At 64.8% G+C, this 14589-nt stretch carries 12 protein-coding genes, 2 tRNA genes and 1 pseudogene; 10 read left to right on the forward strand and 5 right to left on the reverse strand.

The window, feature by feature from the left end; all coding sequences use genetic code 11:
• Positions 1-6 precede the first annotated feature (6 nt).
• From DQ353_RS22615 to DQ353_RS13060, 3 genes and pseudogenes are all read left to right on the forward strand, one after another.
• Positions 7-96, forward strand: a pseudogene (locus DQ353_RS22615) (helix-turn-helix domain-containing protein); the annotation flags it as partial.
• Positions 97-250: 154 nt separating this feature from the next.
• Complete coding sequence (locus DQ353_RS13055) at positions 251-1318, forward strand: RNA-guided endonuclease InsQ/TnpB family protein (RefSeq protein ID WP_181578385.1); 1068 nt, start codon at positions 251-253, stop codon at positions 1316-1318.
• A gap of 282 nt (positions 1319-1600) precedes the next feature.
• Entirely contained in the window at positions 1601-2566 is a 966-nt protein-coding gene (locus DQ353_RS13060) for a hypothetical protein (RefSeq protein ID WP_113763180.1), read from the forward strand.
• 164 nt (positions 2567-2730) lie between these two features.
• Here the strand turns inward: DQ353_RS13060 and DQ353_RS13065 are convergent.
• Positions 2731-2819, reverse strand: a tRNA-Ser gene (locus DQ353_RS13065).
• Between the two features lie 138 nt (positions 2820-2957).
• Between DQ353_RS13065 and DQ353_RS13070 the strand changes: the two genes are divergently transcribed.
• Positions 2958-3374, forward strand: coding sequence for a hypothetical protein (locus DQ353_RS13070; protein WP_113763181.1), 417 nt, complete (start codon positions 2958-2960; stop codon positions 3372-3374).
• 1 nt (position 3375) lies between these two features.
• On the opposite strand, the gene DQ353_RS13075 is transcribed toward DQ353_RS13070, so the two are convergent.
• Positions 3376-5580 (reverse strand): prolyl oligopeptidase family serine peptidase, encoded by a 2205-nt coding sequence (locus DQ353_RS13075; protein ID WP_113763182.1) that lies wholly within the window; start codon positions 5578-5580, stop codon positions 3376-3378.
• A gap of 145 nt (positions 5581-5725) precedes the next feature.
• On the opposite strand from DQ353_RS13075, the gene DQ353_RS13080 reads away from it, so the two are divergent.
• Both DQ353_RS13080 and DQ353_RS13085 read left to right on the forward strand, forming a co-directional pair.
• Positions 5726-6823, forward strand: coding sequence for a type I restriction endonuclease (locus tag DQ353_RS13080; protein ID WP_113763183.1), 1098 nt, complete (start codon positions 5726-5728; stop codon positions 6821-6823).
• Between the two features lie 104 nt (positions 6824-6927).
• A complete protein-coding gene (locus DQ353_RS13085; RefSeq protein WP_113763184.1) occupies positions 6928-8961 on the forward strand; it encodes an FAD/NAD(P)-binding protein in 2034 nt (677 codons plus the stop codon).
• Positions 8962-9054: 93 nt separating this feature from the next.
• Here the strand turns inward: DQ353_RS13085 and DQ353_RS21710 are convergent, their stop codons facing one another.
• From DQ353_RS21710 to DQ353_RS13095, 3 genes are all read right to left on the reverse strand, one after another.
• On the reverse strand, positions 9055-9210 hold the full coding sequence (locus DQ353_RS21710) for a VOC family protein (RefSeq protein WP_181578386.1): 156 nt from the start codon (positions 9208-9210) through the stop codon (positions 9055-9057).
• The gene (locus tag DQ353_RS13090) at positions 9207-9569 is read right to left on the reverse strand and encodes a VOC family protein (RefSeq protein WP_113763185.1); all 363 of its coding nucleotides are present in this window, start codon (positions 9567-9569) and stop codon (positions 9207-9209) included. Before DQ353_RS13090 ends, DQ353_RS21710 begins: the two co-directional genes overlap by 4 nt.
• A gap of 331 nt (positions 9570-9900) precedes the next feature.
• Positions 9901-9988 (reverse strand) — tRNA-Ser (locus DQ353_RS13095).
• 155 nt (positions 9989-10143) lie between these two features.
• On the opposite strand from DQ353_RS13095, the gene DQ353_RS13105 reads away from it, so the two are divergent.
• The 4 genes from DQ353_RS13105 to DQ353_RS13120 all read left to right on the forward strand — a co-directional run bounded on the left by DQ353_RS13105 (position 10144) and on the right by DQ353_RS13120 (position 14577).
• Entirely contained in the window at positions 10144-11121 is a 978-nt protein-coding gene (locus DQ353_RS13105) for an NAD(P)H-quinone oxidoreductase (RefSeq protein WP_113763187.1), read from the forward strand.
• A gap of 119 nt (positions 11122-11240) precedes the next feature.
• A complete protein-coding gene (locus DQ353_RS13110; RefSeq protein ID WP_113763188.1) occupies positions 11241-13487 on the forward strand; it encodes a carbon starvation CstA family protein in 2247 nt (748 codons plus the stop codon).
• Positions 13488-13489: 2 nt separating this feature from the next.
• Positions 13490-13738 carry a YbdD/YjiX family protein gene (locus DQ353_RS13115; protein ID WP_181578387.1) on the forward strand — a complete coding sequence of 83 codons (249 nt, stop codon included), beginning with the start codon at positions 13490-13492 and terminating at the stop codon, positions 13736-13738.
• Between the two features lie 137 nt (positions 13739-13875).
• Complete coding sequence (locus DQ353_RS13120) at positions 13876-14577, forward strand: proteasome activator (protein ID WP_113763189.1); 702 nt, start codon at positions 13876-13878, stop codon at positions 14575-14577.
• The last annotated feature ends 12 nt before the right edge of the window (positions 14578-14589 follow it).

Genomic DNA, 14589 nt, shown 5'->3' on the forward strand with positions numbered 1-14589 from the left:
GGGGGCATGGACTCCGGCAGGAGAAATTACCGTTTCCGGGTGTATCCCACACCCGAACAGGCCGCTGTCCTGGAACGCCAGGGCCATGCCGCACGTGCCCTGTGGAACCTTATCCACGGAGCATGGCAGGCCAACGGCTTCCGGGTCGGGCTTGACTGGTGCACCCCGGAAATCAAGAACAACAGCAAGGACGAAGGCTACGGTTGGTTCGCCGACCTCCCCGCCCACCTTCAAAAAGCGCCACGCGAAAATGGGCATCGACATCCCCCAAGCCAGCCATTTCAAGCCCACCAGGGTCAACAACAAGTACATCACCGTCAACGTTCCCTTGGCCGGGAAGCTCAAGGTCCGCCTGCACCGCAAGGTGGATTCCACGGCCGTTACCGGGGCCCGCCTGGTCCGTGACGGGCTCGGCTGGCACCTCACCTTCCGCGCCAGGACCGGGCCGATCGCCAGGCCCGCCGCCCACAAGCGAGCAGCCATTGGCATCGACCGCGGCATCACCGTTCCCCTGGCACTGTCCGACGGCACCAACTTCGAGCACCCCGACGTCCTCACCGGCACCGAAGCCAAGTCCCTGCTGCGCCTGGAGCGCCAGCTGGCCCGGCAGGAGGCCCGCCGGCGCACCTCCAACGCCCGGACCAGCAACCGGCAACGCCGCACCCAGGCCTGGATCCCCTCCATCAAGAACCGCCGGGCCCGCCGCCGCAAGGACTTCCTGGACAAGACCTCGCGCAAGATCGCCACCGACCACACCCTGATCGTCCTGGAAGAACTGGACATCGCCAACATGACCAAGCTGCCCAAGCCCAAGCCCAAGCCGGATCCCGAGAACCCCGGGTCGTGGCTGCCCAACAGGGACGCGGCCAAGACCGGCCTGGACACGGCCATCCTCAACGAGGGATCGGGCGACTTCCATCGCATGATCACCTACACGGCCGCGGCCAAGACCGGCCTGGACACGGCCATCCTCAACGAGGGATCGGGCGACTTCCATCGCATGATCACCTACACGGCCGCGGAGCACGGCGGAACGGTCACCACCGTCAACGCGCGCTACACGAGCCAAACCTGGGCCACGTGCCGGGGCATCGGAAACCGCGAGAGCCAAGCGGACTTCCGGTGCACCAACGACGCCTGCCACATGTTTGGGATCCGAGTGAACGCCGACACCAACGCGGCACAGGAGATTGAAACCCGGGGCACGGAATTGGCCTCGTCAGGCATGACCGTGGCCACCGCCGGACCGGCGCCCACCACCGTGCCGATCCCACCATCGATGGTGCGGGCGGAAGCCCACACCATCAAGTGTGGGTAATTCACGAAGTGCCGCTGGTCGTCTGAACCGGGACCCGCCAACAAGGAAAGCTTCAACGAACGCAAACTGAGTATTGGGGACTCTGGTCGCGTTGCCACTGGACATCCAGCGGCAACGCGACAAGAGTCCCCATTCAACAGATCTGGAGGCGGACACCCGCCCCCGAGCGCTCTGGTATTTGGGGAGAAGCAGCCGATGGAACATGGCCTGCGGGTCCGGGCAGGGACAATCTTTGGTCCTTGCAACTTAGCGCGGGGTCTCGCCGGGCCGTAGGCTAGAGATATGGAAATTCTGCTTTGGGTCCTCGTTCCGCTGCTCATTCTCGGACTTGCGTGGATGGGACTGAAGAAGCTGCGTATCAAGAACTCGGCCGAGGTTTCTGCTGCAATCACCCCGGAATCGGCGCAGGCCGCCGCCGCACACCTGACCGGAGAAGGACACCGAGCCGTCTACAAGTCCTTGGCCCAGGGCGATTTCATGGCAGCGGTGCAAAATTACAAGGCCATGACCGGGGAAGGCTACAAGGCCAGCATCATCGCGGTGCGAAGCCTGGAACGTTTCCCGCAGGTCCGCAAGGAACCAGACCTCGGACCCACCATTGCCCAGCAGCTCGAAGCGGAACGCGATGCGGCCAAGGCCGCGGAGCCCCAGGTCCCGCAGGTGCAGGAGCCCGGCGCGGCGGCCAGCATCCCGAGCGAGCCCGTCCCGCCCAATGACTCCGCTCCGGCTTCCGCGAATGAGCAGAACCTCGAGGACGCCTGGGTGGTGCCCAGCGAATGGGCGGAGGAATTCGGAAGCGAAGCGGAACGGACCTCGACGCAATTCAAGGTCTCGTACCTGGTGGACGGGGAATCCCGGGAATTCGCCAGCGAGGACCTGCCTCCGGCAGAGTACGACCAGTTCCTGTCGCTGGTTCGGGACGATGATCTGCCCGGGGCCGCGGGACTCATTGCCAAGCACTCGGGCCTGGAACAGGCCGAGATCCTGAAGATGCTTGCGGCTTCCCCGTTGGGTGGAGGCCAGGCCTCAACCGCAAACATTGCCGACTTCAGCTTCGAGGGGCAGGGACCGGACGGAGCGGTGAAATTCAGTATCAACGACTTGGTGGAACCCGAACGCTCGGAACTGCTGGACCACTTGCGTCTGGGTGAGCTGGACGAGGCCACCACCATCGTCGTCCGCCACACGGGCCTGCCTGATGAGATGGTGCGAACCCTGCTCAACGCTTTCGGGGACGGCGACAAGTAGTTCCCGCTGCGGGATCCCGGAGGGGACCGCTTGAGGCCGCGTGCGCTTGGCTCCCCGAAGAGGCCAGTTGCACGCGGTTTTTGGCTTTGTCGCGGCAAAGACCAGGCGACGGCGGTTCCGGCAGGTTAAACGAAAACAGCCCCGACGAATCGAGACTGTTTCAGCGGACACGGGGGGATTTGAACCCCCGGTCGAGTATAACCCCGACACTTCATTAGCAGTGAAGCCCATTCGGCCGCTCTGGCACGTGTCCATATTGCTGTTTCCAGCTCCCCTAGACTACCCAAAGCTGGCGCGCCGCACAAAACGAGACCGAAAGGGCCGCAACAACCGCGCGGGAACGACCAACTGCCGCCGCCAACCGGAGGCCTGGCAAGCTAACGTTGGCCACATGGCAAGTGCTTTCAAACTGGTGACCGTGGCGGACCTCGACTACAGCTCGCCCGACAAAAGCCGTGTTTCGGTGGCTGCCCGGCTGGGGCTGCTGCTGGACGACGGCGGCAGCGTCCTGCTGCTCGACAATCGCGGGTGGTCGAGCAGCCAGCACTGGGCGGATGCATCGGTTGACGACATCGAAAAGCGGGCATTCGATGTCATGGGACCCGATGCCCCGACGGAGGACCAGGACGAAGAAGACATGGCCACGGAGTATTGGGAATTCCTGAGTGAAATCCTGGAACAACAAGATCTCGACATCCGCCCCGCCGAGCTTCGCGAGTTGCCCCACGAAGTCCGGCTGAGCCACCGTCTGCTCAAGCGCCTCGATGCCGCATTCGACGACCCGGGCGGCAAGCGCACCGGAAGATGAATTAGTCGGCGACGTGCCGCCAGAGGAATTCGTAGCTGGTTGCCAGCATGGTCGCCGTCGCGCCGTTGTCGCTGGCCCCGGCATGTCCGCCGTCGAGGGACTCGTGGTAACGGACATTGCCGACACCCATGTCCATCATCTTCGCCGCCATCTTCCGGGCCTGCACCGGGCCGACACGGTCGTCGCTGGTAGCGCTCCAAATCAGCGAGGCCGGGTAGGTGGCACCCTCCGGGAGCGCATCGTCGAGCCGGTGGTACGGGGAGAATGTGCGAACAAACTCCCAGTCAGCTGGCACATCCGGGTCACCGTACTCGGCAATCCATGAATGCCCGGCGGCCAGCCGCGTGTACCTGCGCATGTCCAACAGGGGGACACCGCAGGAGATGGCCCCGAAAAGCTCGGGGTAGCCGGTGATCATGTTGCCCATCAGCAGCCCGCCGTTGGAACGTCCCGTCGCGGCCAGGTGTTCGTGCGAGGTGACCCCGCGGTTGATGAGATCGCGGGCAATAGCCGCGAAGTCCTCATAGGCGCGGTGCCTGTTTTCGCGCAGCGCCGCCCGGTGCCAGCGCGGCCCGTACTCGCCGCCGCCGCGGATGTTGGCCACCACGTAGCTGCCGCGCCGGCCCTGTTCCGTGCGGCGAACCAGCCAGCCGGGACCCAGCGCACCGAGGTAGCTCGGGGTCAGGCTGGCCTGGAACCCGCCATAGCCGTTCATCAGCACCGGGTTCTTCCCATCCAGCGGAAGCTCGCGCGGGGACACCTGGAAATAGGGGACGCGGGTTCCGTCATCGGAAACGGCAAAGTGCTGGGAGACCTCGAAATCGCCGGCGTCGAAACGAGCCGGTGCGCTTTTCACCGGCAGCGGGCTTGCGGCGTTGGCCGCGTCCGCACCGATGGTCCCGCGTGCCAGGGTGGTGGGCGTGAGGAAACCGGTGAGGGTCAGCCAGAAGTCCTCGCCGCATTCGGGATCCTCGTCGTCGACGGCCGAGATGCCAAAGCTGTGCAACGGGGAACCGATGTCAAGGGCACGAAGCTCGAAGTCCCGGGCGGGATCGCAGATGAGTATCTGGGACGAGACGTCTTGCAGGACGTTGAGCAGGATGTGGCTGGCGGTGAAGTCAATGGATTGCAGGGAGGTGGAGTCCGTGGGGACGAAAATCTCGCGCAGGGTACCGGTGCCGGCCATGAACGCCTCGAGTTCTGCCAGCACCAGTGAGCCGGGAATATGGGTGACACCTTCGCGGGTCCACGGGGTTTGCGGGGAGAAGATCACCCAGCCACGGTGCAGCGAGACCCCGACGTCGGTGGGGACGTCAAGGTGCACCCATTGACCGCCGCTGCGCACGTAGGTCTTGGAGTTGTAGAAATCGATGACGTCGTGGGCCACGTCGCGTTCGAAACCAGGGGTCGAATCATGGGCAACGTAGGCCAGGACGTGAGACTGGTCGATGGCGAAGATTTCCTTGGCCTCGGCCAGCTCCTGGTCGCGCGAGAGGCGTCGCACCGTGCGGGCATACGAGGACAGCGTGAGCGAGCCTTCCCCGACATCGGTGGCGACAAACAAGGTGTCCGCATCCGCCCAGGAGACGTTGGTCTTGGCAACCGGCAGGTCAAAGCCTCCGGGCACAAAGGCCAGGGTAGGCAGATCGAATTCCCGCACGCGAACCTGGTCACCGCCATCGGGGGAGAGCTTGACCAGCGCCCGGGTGTATTCCTTGCCAGCTGCCGGGCGAAGCAGCTGTGCCCCGGAGTAGACCCAGTCGATTCCCTCGGCTGCTGCCAGGGCATCCACATCCAACAGGATCTCCCACTCCGGATGCTGTTGCTGGTACGACTCCCAGCTGGTGCGCCGCCACAATCCCATGGGGTGCTGCGAATCGCGCCAGAAGTTGTAGTAGTGCTCCCCGCGCTTGGTGACCATCGGGATCCTGTCGGCGGCGTCCAGCACCGTGAGGATGGCATCCTTGGTGGCGGCGAAATCCGCGTCGAAGAGTTCCGCCTCGGTGCGGTCGTTCTGGCCCACCACCCAGTCCATGGCTCGGTCCGAATCCAATTCCTCGAGCCACAGGAAAGGATCCTCGGGCGTGTTTTCGGTGGCTTGGACGGTGTCGTTCTGCACGAGGGCATCCGAGGCCGGGGCTTCGGAACTACCTGTCGTTTCGGCGAGGCTTGTGGATGCGGGGGTTTCAAGGTGAGGGGTGCTCATATGGACAGTCTAGGGAAGCCCACTGTTTGCACACTCGGGATTCGTAATCGATTCGTTATGTGACTCTTGGTGGGATGCCCCTTTTTATCGGTGACCGTGGGTAGGTTGAGCAGAAGGTCTCAGTTTCGTCGAATAGGGGAAAACGATGCAGTTCGGAGAACGGCTAGCAGCGCTGGCGGCAAAGATTCAGCAGCAGCGCAACATCATCGAAACCGAGGAAGCGACGAAGAACGCATTCATCATGCCGTTCATTTCGACGATCCTCGGGTATGACGTGTTCAATCCGCTGGAAGTTATCCCCGAGTACACCGCCGACATCGGGATCAAAAAGGGCGAAAAGATTGATTACGCCATCATGCTCGGTGGCGAGGTGCAGATCCTGATTGAGTGCAAGCGTTCGGCCGGTGGTCTGAAGTATGAACATGCATCGCAGCTCTACCGGTACTTCGCCGCCACCACCGCAAGAATCGCGATCCTGACCAATGGGGAGGTCTACCAGTTCTATACCGACCTCGATGCCCCGAACAAGATGGATGCGAAGCCGTTCCTGATTCTCGACATGAACGACATCGACGAATCACTGATCCCGGAGCTGCGCAAGCTGTCCCGTGATGCGTTCGACCTTGAATCCATTGTCAGCGCCGCCGAGGAACTCCGCTACGTCGGGGAGATCAAGCGCGCCATCGCCGCCAATTTCCTGGAACCAACGGCGGAGTGGGTCAAGTTCCTGTCGGCTGGCGTCTACGAGGGACAATTTACGCAGCGCGTGCGCGAGCAATTCACCGTCCTCGTAGCCAAGGCCACGAAGCAGTACCTTGCGGATCAGGTGAACGATCGCCTCAAGGCGGCGCTCGGGGAACCGAACATTCCCATGATGTCGAGTGCGGAAGCTGCCGCCAGCGTAACCAGCGAACCCGTGGTCGAAGCCGACCTTGAGCCGGACGACGGCGTTGAAACGACGCTGGAAGAACTAGAAGGCTTCCACATTGTTCGTGCCATCGTTTGCAAGAACGTCAAGGTCAACCGCATTGCGCATCGAGATGCGAAGTCCTACTTTGCGGTGCTGCTCGATGACAACAACCGCAAACCAATAGCCAGGCTGCATTTCAACAGGGCGCAGAAATACCTGGGGCTGTTTGGGGAAGACAAGACAGAAACGCGCATCCCCATTGAAAGCCTCGACGAAATCTACCTGCATTCCGATGCCCTGCGCGCCACGGTGGAAAGCTATGAAGCTGCGTAGCAGCAAGGGCTGGATGACTTGAACCACCGGTTCGCTTGGGCACAACCTTCAATTCCCGTGTCCAAGCGGACCGATACGGCATGACGGCAGACTAGGCTGAAAGCGTGAGCGAGCAGCAGAATCCCGGTCGAGAACCGTACGTCATTGCCGTTGTGGGAGCCGGACCGCGGGGCACCTCGGTCCTTGAGCGCCTGGCATCCGAACTGGGGCGCACCCGGAACCATTCGCGCGCGATCACCGTGGTGGTCTTCGACGTCCACGATCCGGGTGCCGGGCATGTCTGGAGCACGGCCCAGTCCCGGCTCTTCCTGATGAACACCCCCGCGGGATTCCCCACCGTTGCCCCGGAAAGAGAAACCCCGGGCGAACCGGGATTGAGCTTTGACCAATGGCGTCTGGCCGGCGGCGACGGCGCCGTGCTCAGCAGCGTGGAAGCCGAGGAGCTGGAGAAGATGGGCCGGGGGTCCTACCCGCCGAGGGCCCTCTACGGACGGTATCTGCGCCACGTCTTTGAGCGGTCGGTGGAGGCCCTGCGCGCCAACACGGCTGTCGCGGAGGTGCGTGTGGAGCGCGCCGAAATCACCGGCCTGCACCGCGGCGAGGCCGACTACCTGCTCACTGGCCGCCGGGTTGCCGGCGCCAACAGCCGAACGCCCCAATCCGGTGATGCACTTGAACTGCGTGCCGACGCCGTGGTGTTGGCCCTGGGCCACGTTCCGGCACACCTGAACCCTGCACAGGAGGCAATGGCCCAGGCCGCCGACGACGCTGGCCTGACCTACCAGGGTCCCAACGTGCCCGGTGACGTTGCCTGGGACAAGGTTCCCGCCGGGGAAACCGTCTTGGTCCGCGGACTGGGCCTGAATTTCTTTGACGTGATGATCGCCCTGACCGTCGGGCGCGGAGGACAATTCAATGAAATCAACGGCGGGCCGGGTCGGGCCCTGGAATACTGGCCCTCGGGCCGGGAACCGCGGATCGTGGCAGCCTCCCGCCGCGGAACGCCGTACCGTGCAAAATCCTGCATCGAGGAATTCATCCCTGACTCCGTGAGCCTGCGCTACCTGGACTTCGACGTGATCGTCCAGAAGGTCGCCGAGGCCCGGGCGCTGAACCCGGACGCCGCTGTCCGCTTTGACGCGCACGTGTGGCCACTGCTGCACCGAGACGTCCTGCTGGCCTACTACCGCACCGCGGCCATGCGGCACCCGTCCCGTTTCGAGGTGGACCCTGACGAATTCGTGGACAGCCTGATCGCGGTGCTCGACGCCGAGCACCAGGCAGGCTCCCAGGTGTGGTTGCAGGGCGCTCGCCGGCTCGTGGAGGAGCAGGCGCCCGCCTTGGGATTCCTTGATGTCCCCCGGCTGGGCCACCCCTTTGCCGAACGTGGTTTTCCTTCCCTGAAGGAATACCAGAAGGCCGTCATGGAATACCTGGAGTTCGATGCGATTTCCTCGGTGGAAGGCGAGAAGGACCCGTTGAAGATGGCCATTGCCACCTTGAACGCCGGGCGCATGGTCGTCAAGGAGATGATCACCGAGCGCCTGATCTCGGACGAGTCGCGCCAGAGCGAGGTGCAGGGCTGGTTCGAACCGCTGGTCGAGGGTCTGGCCTCCGGTCCTCCGCTGCAACGCATCGAGGAACTCGCAGCATTGGCCCGGGCCAACGTAGTGGAGTTCATCGGCCCGGACCCGGAGTTCGAGATTGACAGGCCTTCCGGCGTGTTCACCGCATCCTCGCCGTGGGTCGACGCCCCGGCATATACGGCACGCACGCTCATCGAGGCCATGATGCCGGCCAACCGCGTGCTGCAGACGGCCTCGCCGTTGCTGCGGCAACTGCTAGAAGATGGCTTGGCCGCCGCGTTCCACATGCGCAACGACCAAGGCGAACCATTCCCGGGCTCGGGACTCGAGGTCAAGGGCGAGCCGTACCGGGTGGTCGATGCCCGTGGGGTGGCACACCGGGCACTTTTCGTGCTCGGACTCCAGCTTTCCTCCGCGCAATGGGGTACGGCCATCGCGGCCCAGGCCGGTGCCCCGCTCGACGGTGCAGCCCGGACCCTGGGCGACGCCCAGGACATCACCCGGGAACTGCTGCGCCTGAGCCAAGTCCAGGACCTGAACCAGCCGCGCTGAGAAACAAGCCCTGGCCATGGAACGAAATGGCCACGGTGAGAGGCCGGACGCCAAAGCCCGCGCCCTCCCCGCGCCGGGCATATCCCGGCCCTGCTACACGCCCACCAGCTTCAAGGTGGCGCCGCAGCAATCGGTGTTGGCAGCAACCCTGCCGAACTCGGAATCCTGCGGGTCTTCGGTCACGGTGCCGCCGTTGGCCACCACCGTCGCGCAGTCCGTATCCACGTCATCCGCGCCCCAGTAGGTCACCCAGAATCCGGTGAATCGGACCTCACCTGGGTGTCCCGGCCAAAGACCTTGGCGTAGAACGCCGCCGCCGCGGGATAGTCCTTGGAATACGGCTCGTGCCATGCCGGGGCGCCGTGTGCCCAGTCAACGCCGAACCCCTGATGCTCCTGCGGCTGCAACACACCGAACGCGGCGCCGCCGGCATCAAGAAAGGTGCCCATGTGCCCGTATGGTGCCAGGTGCCTCGGCGGCACCAGGACCTTGCCGCCCCTGCCCTGGACGCTGGCCTCGGTGGCAGTGATGCCATCGCTCTTCAGATACAGCAACCAGAAGTTCGGGACGCCGCCGAAATCCGGATTGTGCGGAGATATTCCCGCCACCAGCCGGCCATCGCGCCGGGCACTGAGGTAGCTGCCGTGCTCCTCGGCAACGGGCTGCTCGATTCCCGGCCGAAGAGGGCAGAGTAGAGTTTCTTGCCCGCTTCGATGTCCGAGCTCATGGTGTCTGTCCACACCGGGTTGCCGGCGGGGGCGCTTTCGCGAAGAGGCATTGGCGCGCTCTTCCAATCCTGGAATTGCTGGTGGGAGATCCCGCCGGGATCGGGCCCGGCAGGTGGGCAGCAGCCTACGCGCAACCGTTGGACCGGGGCCATGGCGGGCGAGCAAAAAGGGGCGGTTCCCGTGTGTACGGGAACCGCCCCTTTGGATTGCGCGGATGGTAAGAGATTTGAACTCTTGGTACGGGGTTACCGCACACTGGTTTTCAAGACCAGCTCCTTAGGCCGCTCGGACAACCATCCAGACCAAGAAAGTATACGCCAGCCCAAAGGTGCCCCGGGACCGCCACGCCCCTGCGCTCATAATCGGGAGCCGGTTTTTCCGGGCGGTAGAGTGGCCCCAATTGGCCCTGCCAACCATGACAAGCGAAGAAAGCTGGAAGACAAGGATGACGATGATGCGTGCCATTGAATACCGCGGTGCCGGCGGCCCGGAGGTGCTTGCCGAGGTCGATCGGCCCATGCCGGCCCCCGGGCCAGGGGAAGTGCTGATCAAGGTGGCGGCCTTCGGACTGAACCGTGCCGACGTGCAGCAGCGACGGGGCGTCTACCCGCCTCCGCCCGGGGCCAGCGACATTCCAGGACTCGAGGTTTCGGGAATCATCGAGGCGCTGGGGGAGGGCACGGTGGGACTGGCGGTGGGCCAGCGGGTCTGCGCCCTGCTGGCCGGCGGCGGCTACGCCCAATACGTGGCGGTTGCCGCGGGCCTGGTCATCGAGGTCCCCGAGGCCGTGGACCTTGTCGATGCCGCGGGCTTCATGGAAGTCGCCTGCACCGTGGTGTCCAACCTCTTCCTGGAAGCCGGGCTCACCCGCGGCGACACCGTGCTGCTGCACGGCGGAGCCGGAGGCATCGGGTCCATGGCCATCCAATTGGCCGTGGCCGTCGGGGCCAAGGTCCTGGTGACCGCCTCCAGCGAGGAAAAGATCGCCCACTGCCTGGCCCTCGGTGCGACAGCGGGCATCAACTACCGCGAAGAAGACTTTGCCGCGCGCACCAAGGATCTCACCGACGGTGCCGGGGTCGACGTGATCCTTGATGTCGTGGGCGCGAAGTACCTGGAACCAAATGTTCGCGCGCTGGCCAAGGACGGGACCCTGGTGGTCATCGGCCTGCAGGGAGGAGCCAAGGCGGAACTCAACCTCGGGGTGTTGATGGCCAAGCGCGCCCGGGTCGTGGGAACCACGCTGCGCGCCCGGCCGCTGGAACAAAAGGCGGAGATCGTCGCGGCGGTGAAGGACCACGCCCTGCCGATGCTGGCCGACGGGACGCTCACGTTGTCCATCGATCGACGTTTCCCCTTCACCGAAGCCGCTTTGGCGCACGAATACTTCGATTCGGGGCAACACACCGGGAAAATCATCGTAAAGTTCTGAAACTGTTTTTTCCGCGGACTACGGTGTAGGTAGCTGGGAGGGTGGCGTGTCCCACAGGGCCGCGCCACCGGCCAACGACCACTCGCATCCCTTATCCGTCAGTTGCGTGAGAGGAAAACATGAGTAAGACCCAACCAACGGCCCCGGGGCTTCCCCCGGCAGGAATCGACCCGCAGGTGGCGGAGGCAGAAGAAAGGAAATGGACGCCGGCGAAGATCGCGCTGTGGGTGGCCATTTCGCTGCTCGGCGGCGTCGCCTGGGCCATCCTCGCTTTCTCCCGCGGGGAAACCATCAACGCGATCTGGTTCGTCTTCGCCGCGGTGTGCACCTACCTGGTGGCCTACCGCTTCTACTCCAAGTTCATCGAGCGCAAGATCGCCAAGCCCAACGACTTCAGGGCGACCCCGGCGGAGTACAACAACAACGGCCGCGACTTCATGCCGACCGACCGCCGCGTGCTCTTTGGGCACCACTTTGCCGCGATCGCCGGTGCCGGGCCGCTGGTCGGCCCGATCCTTGCCGCGCAGATGGGCTACCTTCCGGGCACCATTTGGATCATCATCGGCGTGGTGCTGGCCGGTGCGGTCCAGGACTACCTGGTCATGTTCTTCTCGATGCGCCGGGGAGGACGCTCGCTGGGACAGATGGCCCGTGAGGAACTCGGCGTCATTGGCGGCACGGCCGCACTGATCGCGACCCTGGCCATCATGGTCATCATCGTTGCCATCCTTGCCCTGGTCGTCGTCAACGCGCTGGGCGAATCCGCCTGGGGCGTCTACTCGGTCGGCCTGACCATCCCGATCGCCCTGTTCATGGGCGTCTACCTGCGCTTCATCCGCCCGGGCAAGGTCCTGGAGATCTCCGTGATCGGCTTTGCGCTTTTGATGTTTGCCATCATCTCCGGCCGCTGGGTTGCCGAATCCGCATGGGGTGCCGAGCTCTTCCACATGGACCGCACCACCCTGGCCTGGTTCATCATCATCTACGGCTTCATCGCCGCGGTGCTTCCGGTGTGGCTGCTGCTGGCCCCCCGCGACTACCTCTCCACCTTCATGAAGATCGGCGTGATCGGCCTGCTGGCCATCGCGATCCTCGTGGTGCGCCCGGAAATCAGCGTCCCGGCGATCTCCGAGTTTGCGGGCACCGACAAGGGCCCCGTGGTCGCCGGACACCTCTTCCCGTTCCTGTTTGTCACCATCGCCTGTGGTGCCCTCTCCGGATTCCACGCACTGATCGCCTCGGGCACCACCCCGAAGATGGTGGAAAAGGAACGCCAGACCCGCTTCCTGGGCTACGGCGGCATGCTCATGGAATCCTTTGTGGCCATCATGGCGCTGGTTGCGGCGATCTCCATTGACCGCGGCATCTACTTCGCCATGAACTCCTCGGCTGCATCCACCGGCGGCACCGTTGAGGGCGCCGTGGCATTCGTGAATTCGCTGGGCCTGACCGGAGTGAACCTGACCCCGAGCATGCTCACCGACCTTGCCGCGGGCGTGGGTGAGGACTCCGTGGTCTCGCGCACCGGCGGCGCCCCGACCCTGGCCGTGGGCATCGCCCACATCATGCACCAGTGGTTCGGCGGCGTGAACCTGATGGGCTTCTGGTACCACTTCGCGATCATGTTCGAGGCGCTGTTCATCCTGACCGCGGTGGATGCCGGAACCCGGGTGGCCCGCTTCATGCTGCAGGACACCATCGGCAACTTCATCCCCAGGTTCAAGGACACCTCCTGGCGTCCCGGGGCCTGGGCGTGCACGGCCATCATGGTCGCGGCCTGGGGGTACATCCTGATCCTGGGCGTCACCGACCCGCTGGGCGGAATCAACACCTTCTTCCCGCTCTTCGGTATCGCCAACCAGCTGCTGGCCGCCATCGCGCTGGCCGTGGTGATGACGATCGTGGCCAAGCGCGGGAACTTCCGGTACCTGTGGATCGTGGTGCTGCCGCTGGCCTTCGCCACCGTCGTCACCGTGTACGCCTCGTTCCTGAAGATCTTCTCCACCGTTCCGGCCGTGGGCTACTTCGCCCAGCACAATGCGTTCAAGGGCGCCCTGGAACGCGGGGAAACCAGCTTCGGTTCCGCCAAGAACCTCGAGGCCATGGAGGCAGTGGTGCGCAACACCGGCGTCCAGGGCTGGCTCTCGGTGATCTTCCTGGTGCTCTCGGTGATCGTGATTATTGCGGCGATCATCGCCACCATCCGGGCCTACCCCACCGGCGGCGGCAAGAACACCGAGGACCCGGAGATCCCCTCAAGGATCTATGCACCGAGCGGACTGGTTTCCTCCCCGGCGGAGAAGGAACTCGAGAAGGCCTGGAAGCAGGTTGCCCCGGAGCACCGGATCGCACGCGGGGGACACTGAGCATGGACACCGCAGGCGGAACCCCGCAGGGCACCGGCACCTCCGCGCTGGCGCGCGGTCTGTGTGCCGTCGGCAACGCGGCCCGTGGCCTCGGTCGCTACCTGGAGGGGGTGCTGGGCGCGGACAAGTACCGGGTCTACCTGGAACACCAGGCCCGCACGCATCCGGGCGTCGAGCCCATGGGCGAGCGCGAATTCTGGCGCGACTACACCGACTGGCAGGAGAAAAACCCGCAAGGACGGTGCTGCTGATCCGCTTTGGGATCATGGCCTGGTGAAGGCCGGGGGCCGGTGGACAACATGTCCGCCGGCCCTTGGCCTGTGACAGGCAGGGAACCTCCGGCGAAATCTTCCAGCTGGGCGCAGGGATCACGTGGCAAGATGGAGCCATGAGCGAGCACAGCGAACAGATCCCCGATCCCCACGCCGCATCCAACGCTTCCGAGTCCGACGACACGACGTGGGCGAACCTGGCAGCGGCCGCGGCCGGAACGCGCCCCGACGCCCAGCCGGCGGGCCGCGCAGCCCAGGCCGGCGAACCCGGCGCGGATGGCAAGCACGGCCCGGGCAAGGACACGGTGCAGGTGATGAGCATCGGGGAGCCGGCCAAGCTCATGCGCATCGGCGGGATGATCAAGCAGCTGCTTGACGAGGTGCGCTCCGCGCCGCTGGACGCCGAGGCCCGCACCCGCATGGCCGACATCCACGAACGCTCCGTCCACGAGCTGGAGAGCGGGCTGTCCCCGGAACTCGCACAGGAACTGCACCGCATCCGGCTGCCCTTCGCCGACGGGGAGACCCCCTCGGCCGCGGAGCTGCGCGTGGCCCAGGCCCAGTTGGTGGGCTGGCTCGAGGGCGTCTTCCACGGGCTGCAGGCCGCGATGGCCGCACAGCAACTGGCCAACCAGCAACTGGCCCAGCGCATGGCCATGCGTCAGCTTCCCCCGGGCACCCAGGTGGCCCCGGGCATCATCATCAACGAGCAGGGCGAGCCCGAACGCATGGGCGCACCCGGCCCGGGCCCCGGACCGGCCCCGCAGGCGCCCGGCCAGGGCCAGGGGACCGAGGGCGGGTTTGGGCAGTACCTCTAGACTGGATTTGCA

It is taken from the genome of Arthrobacter sp. AQ5-05 (assembly GCF_003287975.1).
Classification (GTDB): Bacteria; Actinomycetota; Actinomycetes; order Actinomycetales; family Micrococcaceae; genus Paeniglutamicibacter.

Excerpts from the sequence above, each read along its gene's own strand:
- DQ353_RS13120 (WP_113763189.1), top strand. The coding sequence starts at position 13,876 with ATGAGCGAGCACAGCGAACAGATCCCCGATCCCCACGCCGCATCCAAC.
- DQ353_RS13075 (WP_113763182.1), bottom strand. The coding sequence starts at position 5,580 with ATGAGCACCCCTCACCTTGAAACCCCCGCATCCACAAGCCTCGCCGAA.
- DQ353_RS13055 (WP_181578385.1), top strand. The coding sequence starts at position 251 with ATGGGCATCGACATCCCCCAAGCCAGCCATTTCAAGCCCACCAGGGTC.
- DQ353_RS13060 (WP_113763180.1), top strand. The coding sequence starts at position 1,601 with ATGGAAATTCTGCTTTGGGTCCTCGTTCCGCTGCTCATTCTCGGACTT.
- DQ353_RS13070 (WP_113763181.1), top strand. The coding sequence starts at position 2,958 with ATGGCAAGTGCTTTCAAACTGGTGACCGTGGCGGACCTCGACTACAGC.
- DQ353_RS13110 (WP_113763188.1), top strand. The coding sequence starts at position 11,241 with ATGAGTAAGACCCAACCAACGGCCCCGGGGCTTCCCCCGGCAGGAATC.
- DQ353_RS13080 (WP_113763183.1), top strand. The coding sequence starts at position 5,726 with ATGCAGTTCGGAGAACGGCTAGCAGCGCTGGCGGCAAAGATTCAGCAG.
- DQ353_RS13115 (WP_181578387.1), top strand. The coding sequence starts at position 13,490 with ATGGACACCGCAGGCGGAACCCCGCAGGGCACCGGCACCTCCGCGCTG.
- DQ353_RS13105 (WP_113763187.1), top strand. The coding sequence starts at position 10,144 with ATGCGTGCCATTGAATACCGCGGTGCCGGCGGCCCGGAGGTGCTTGCC.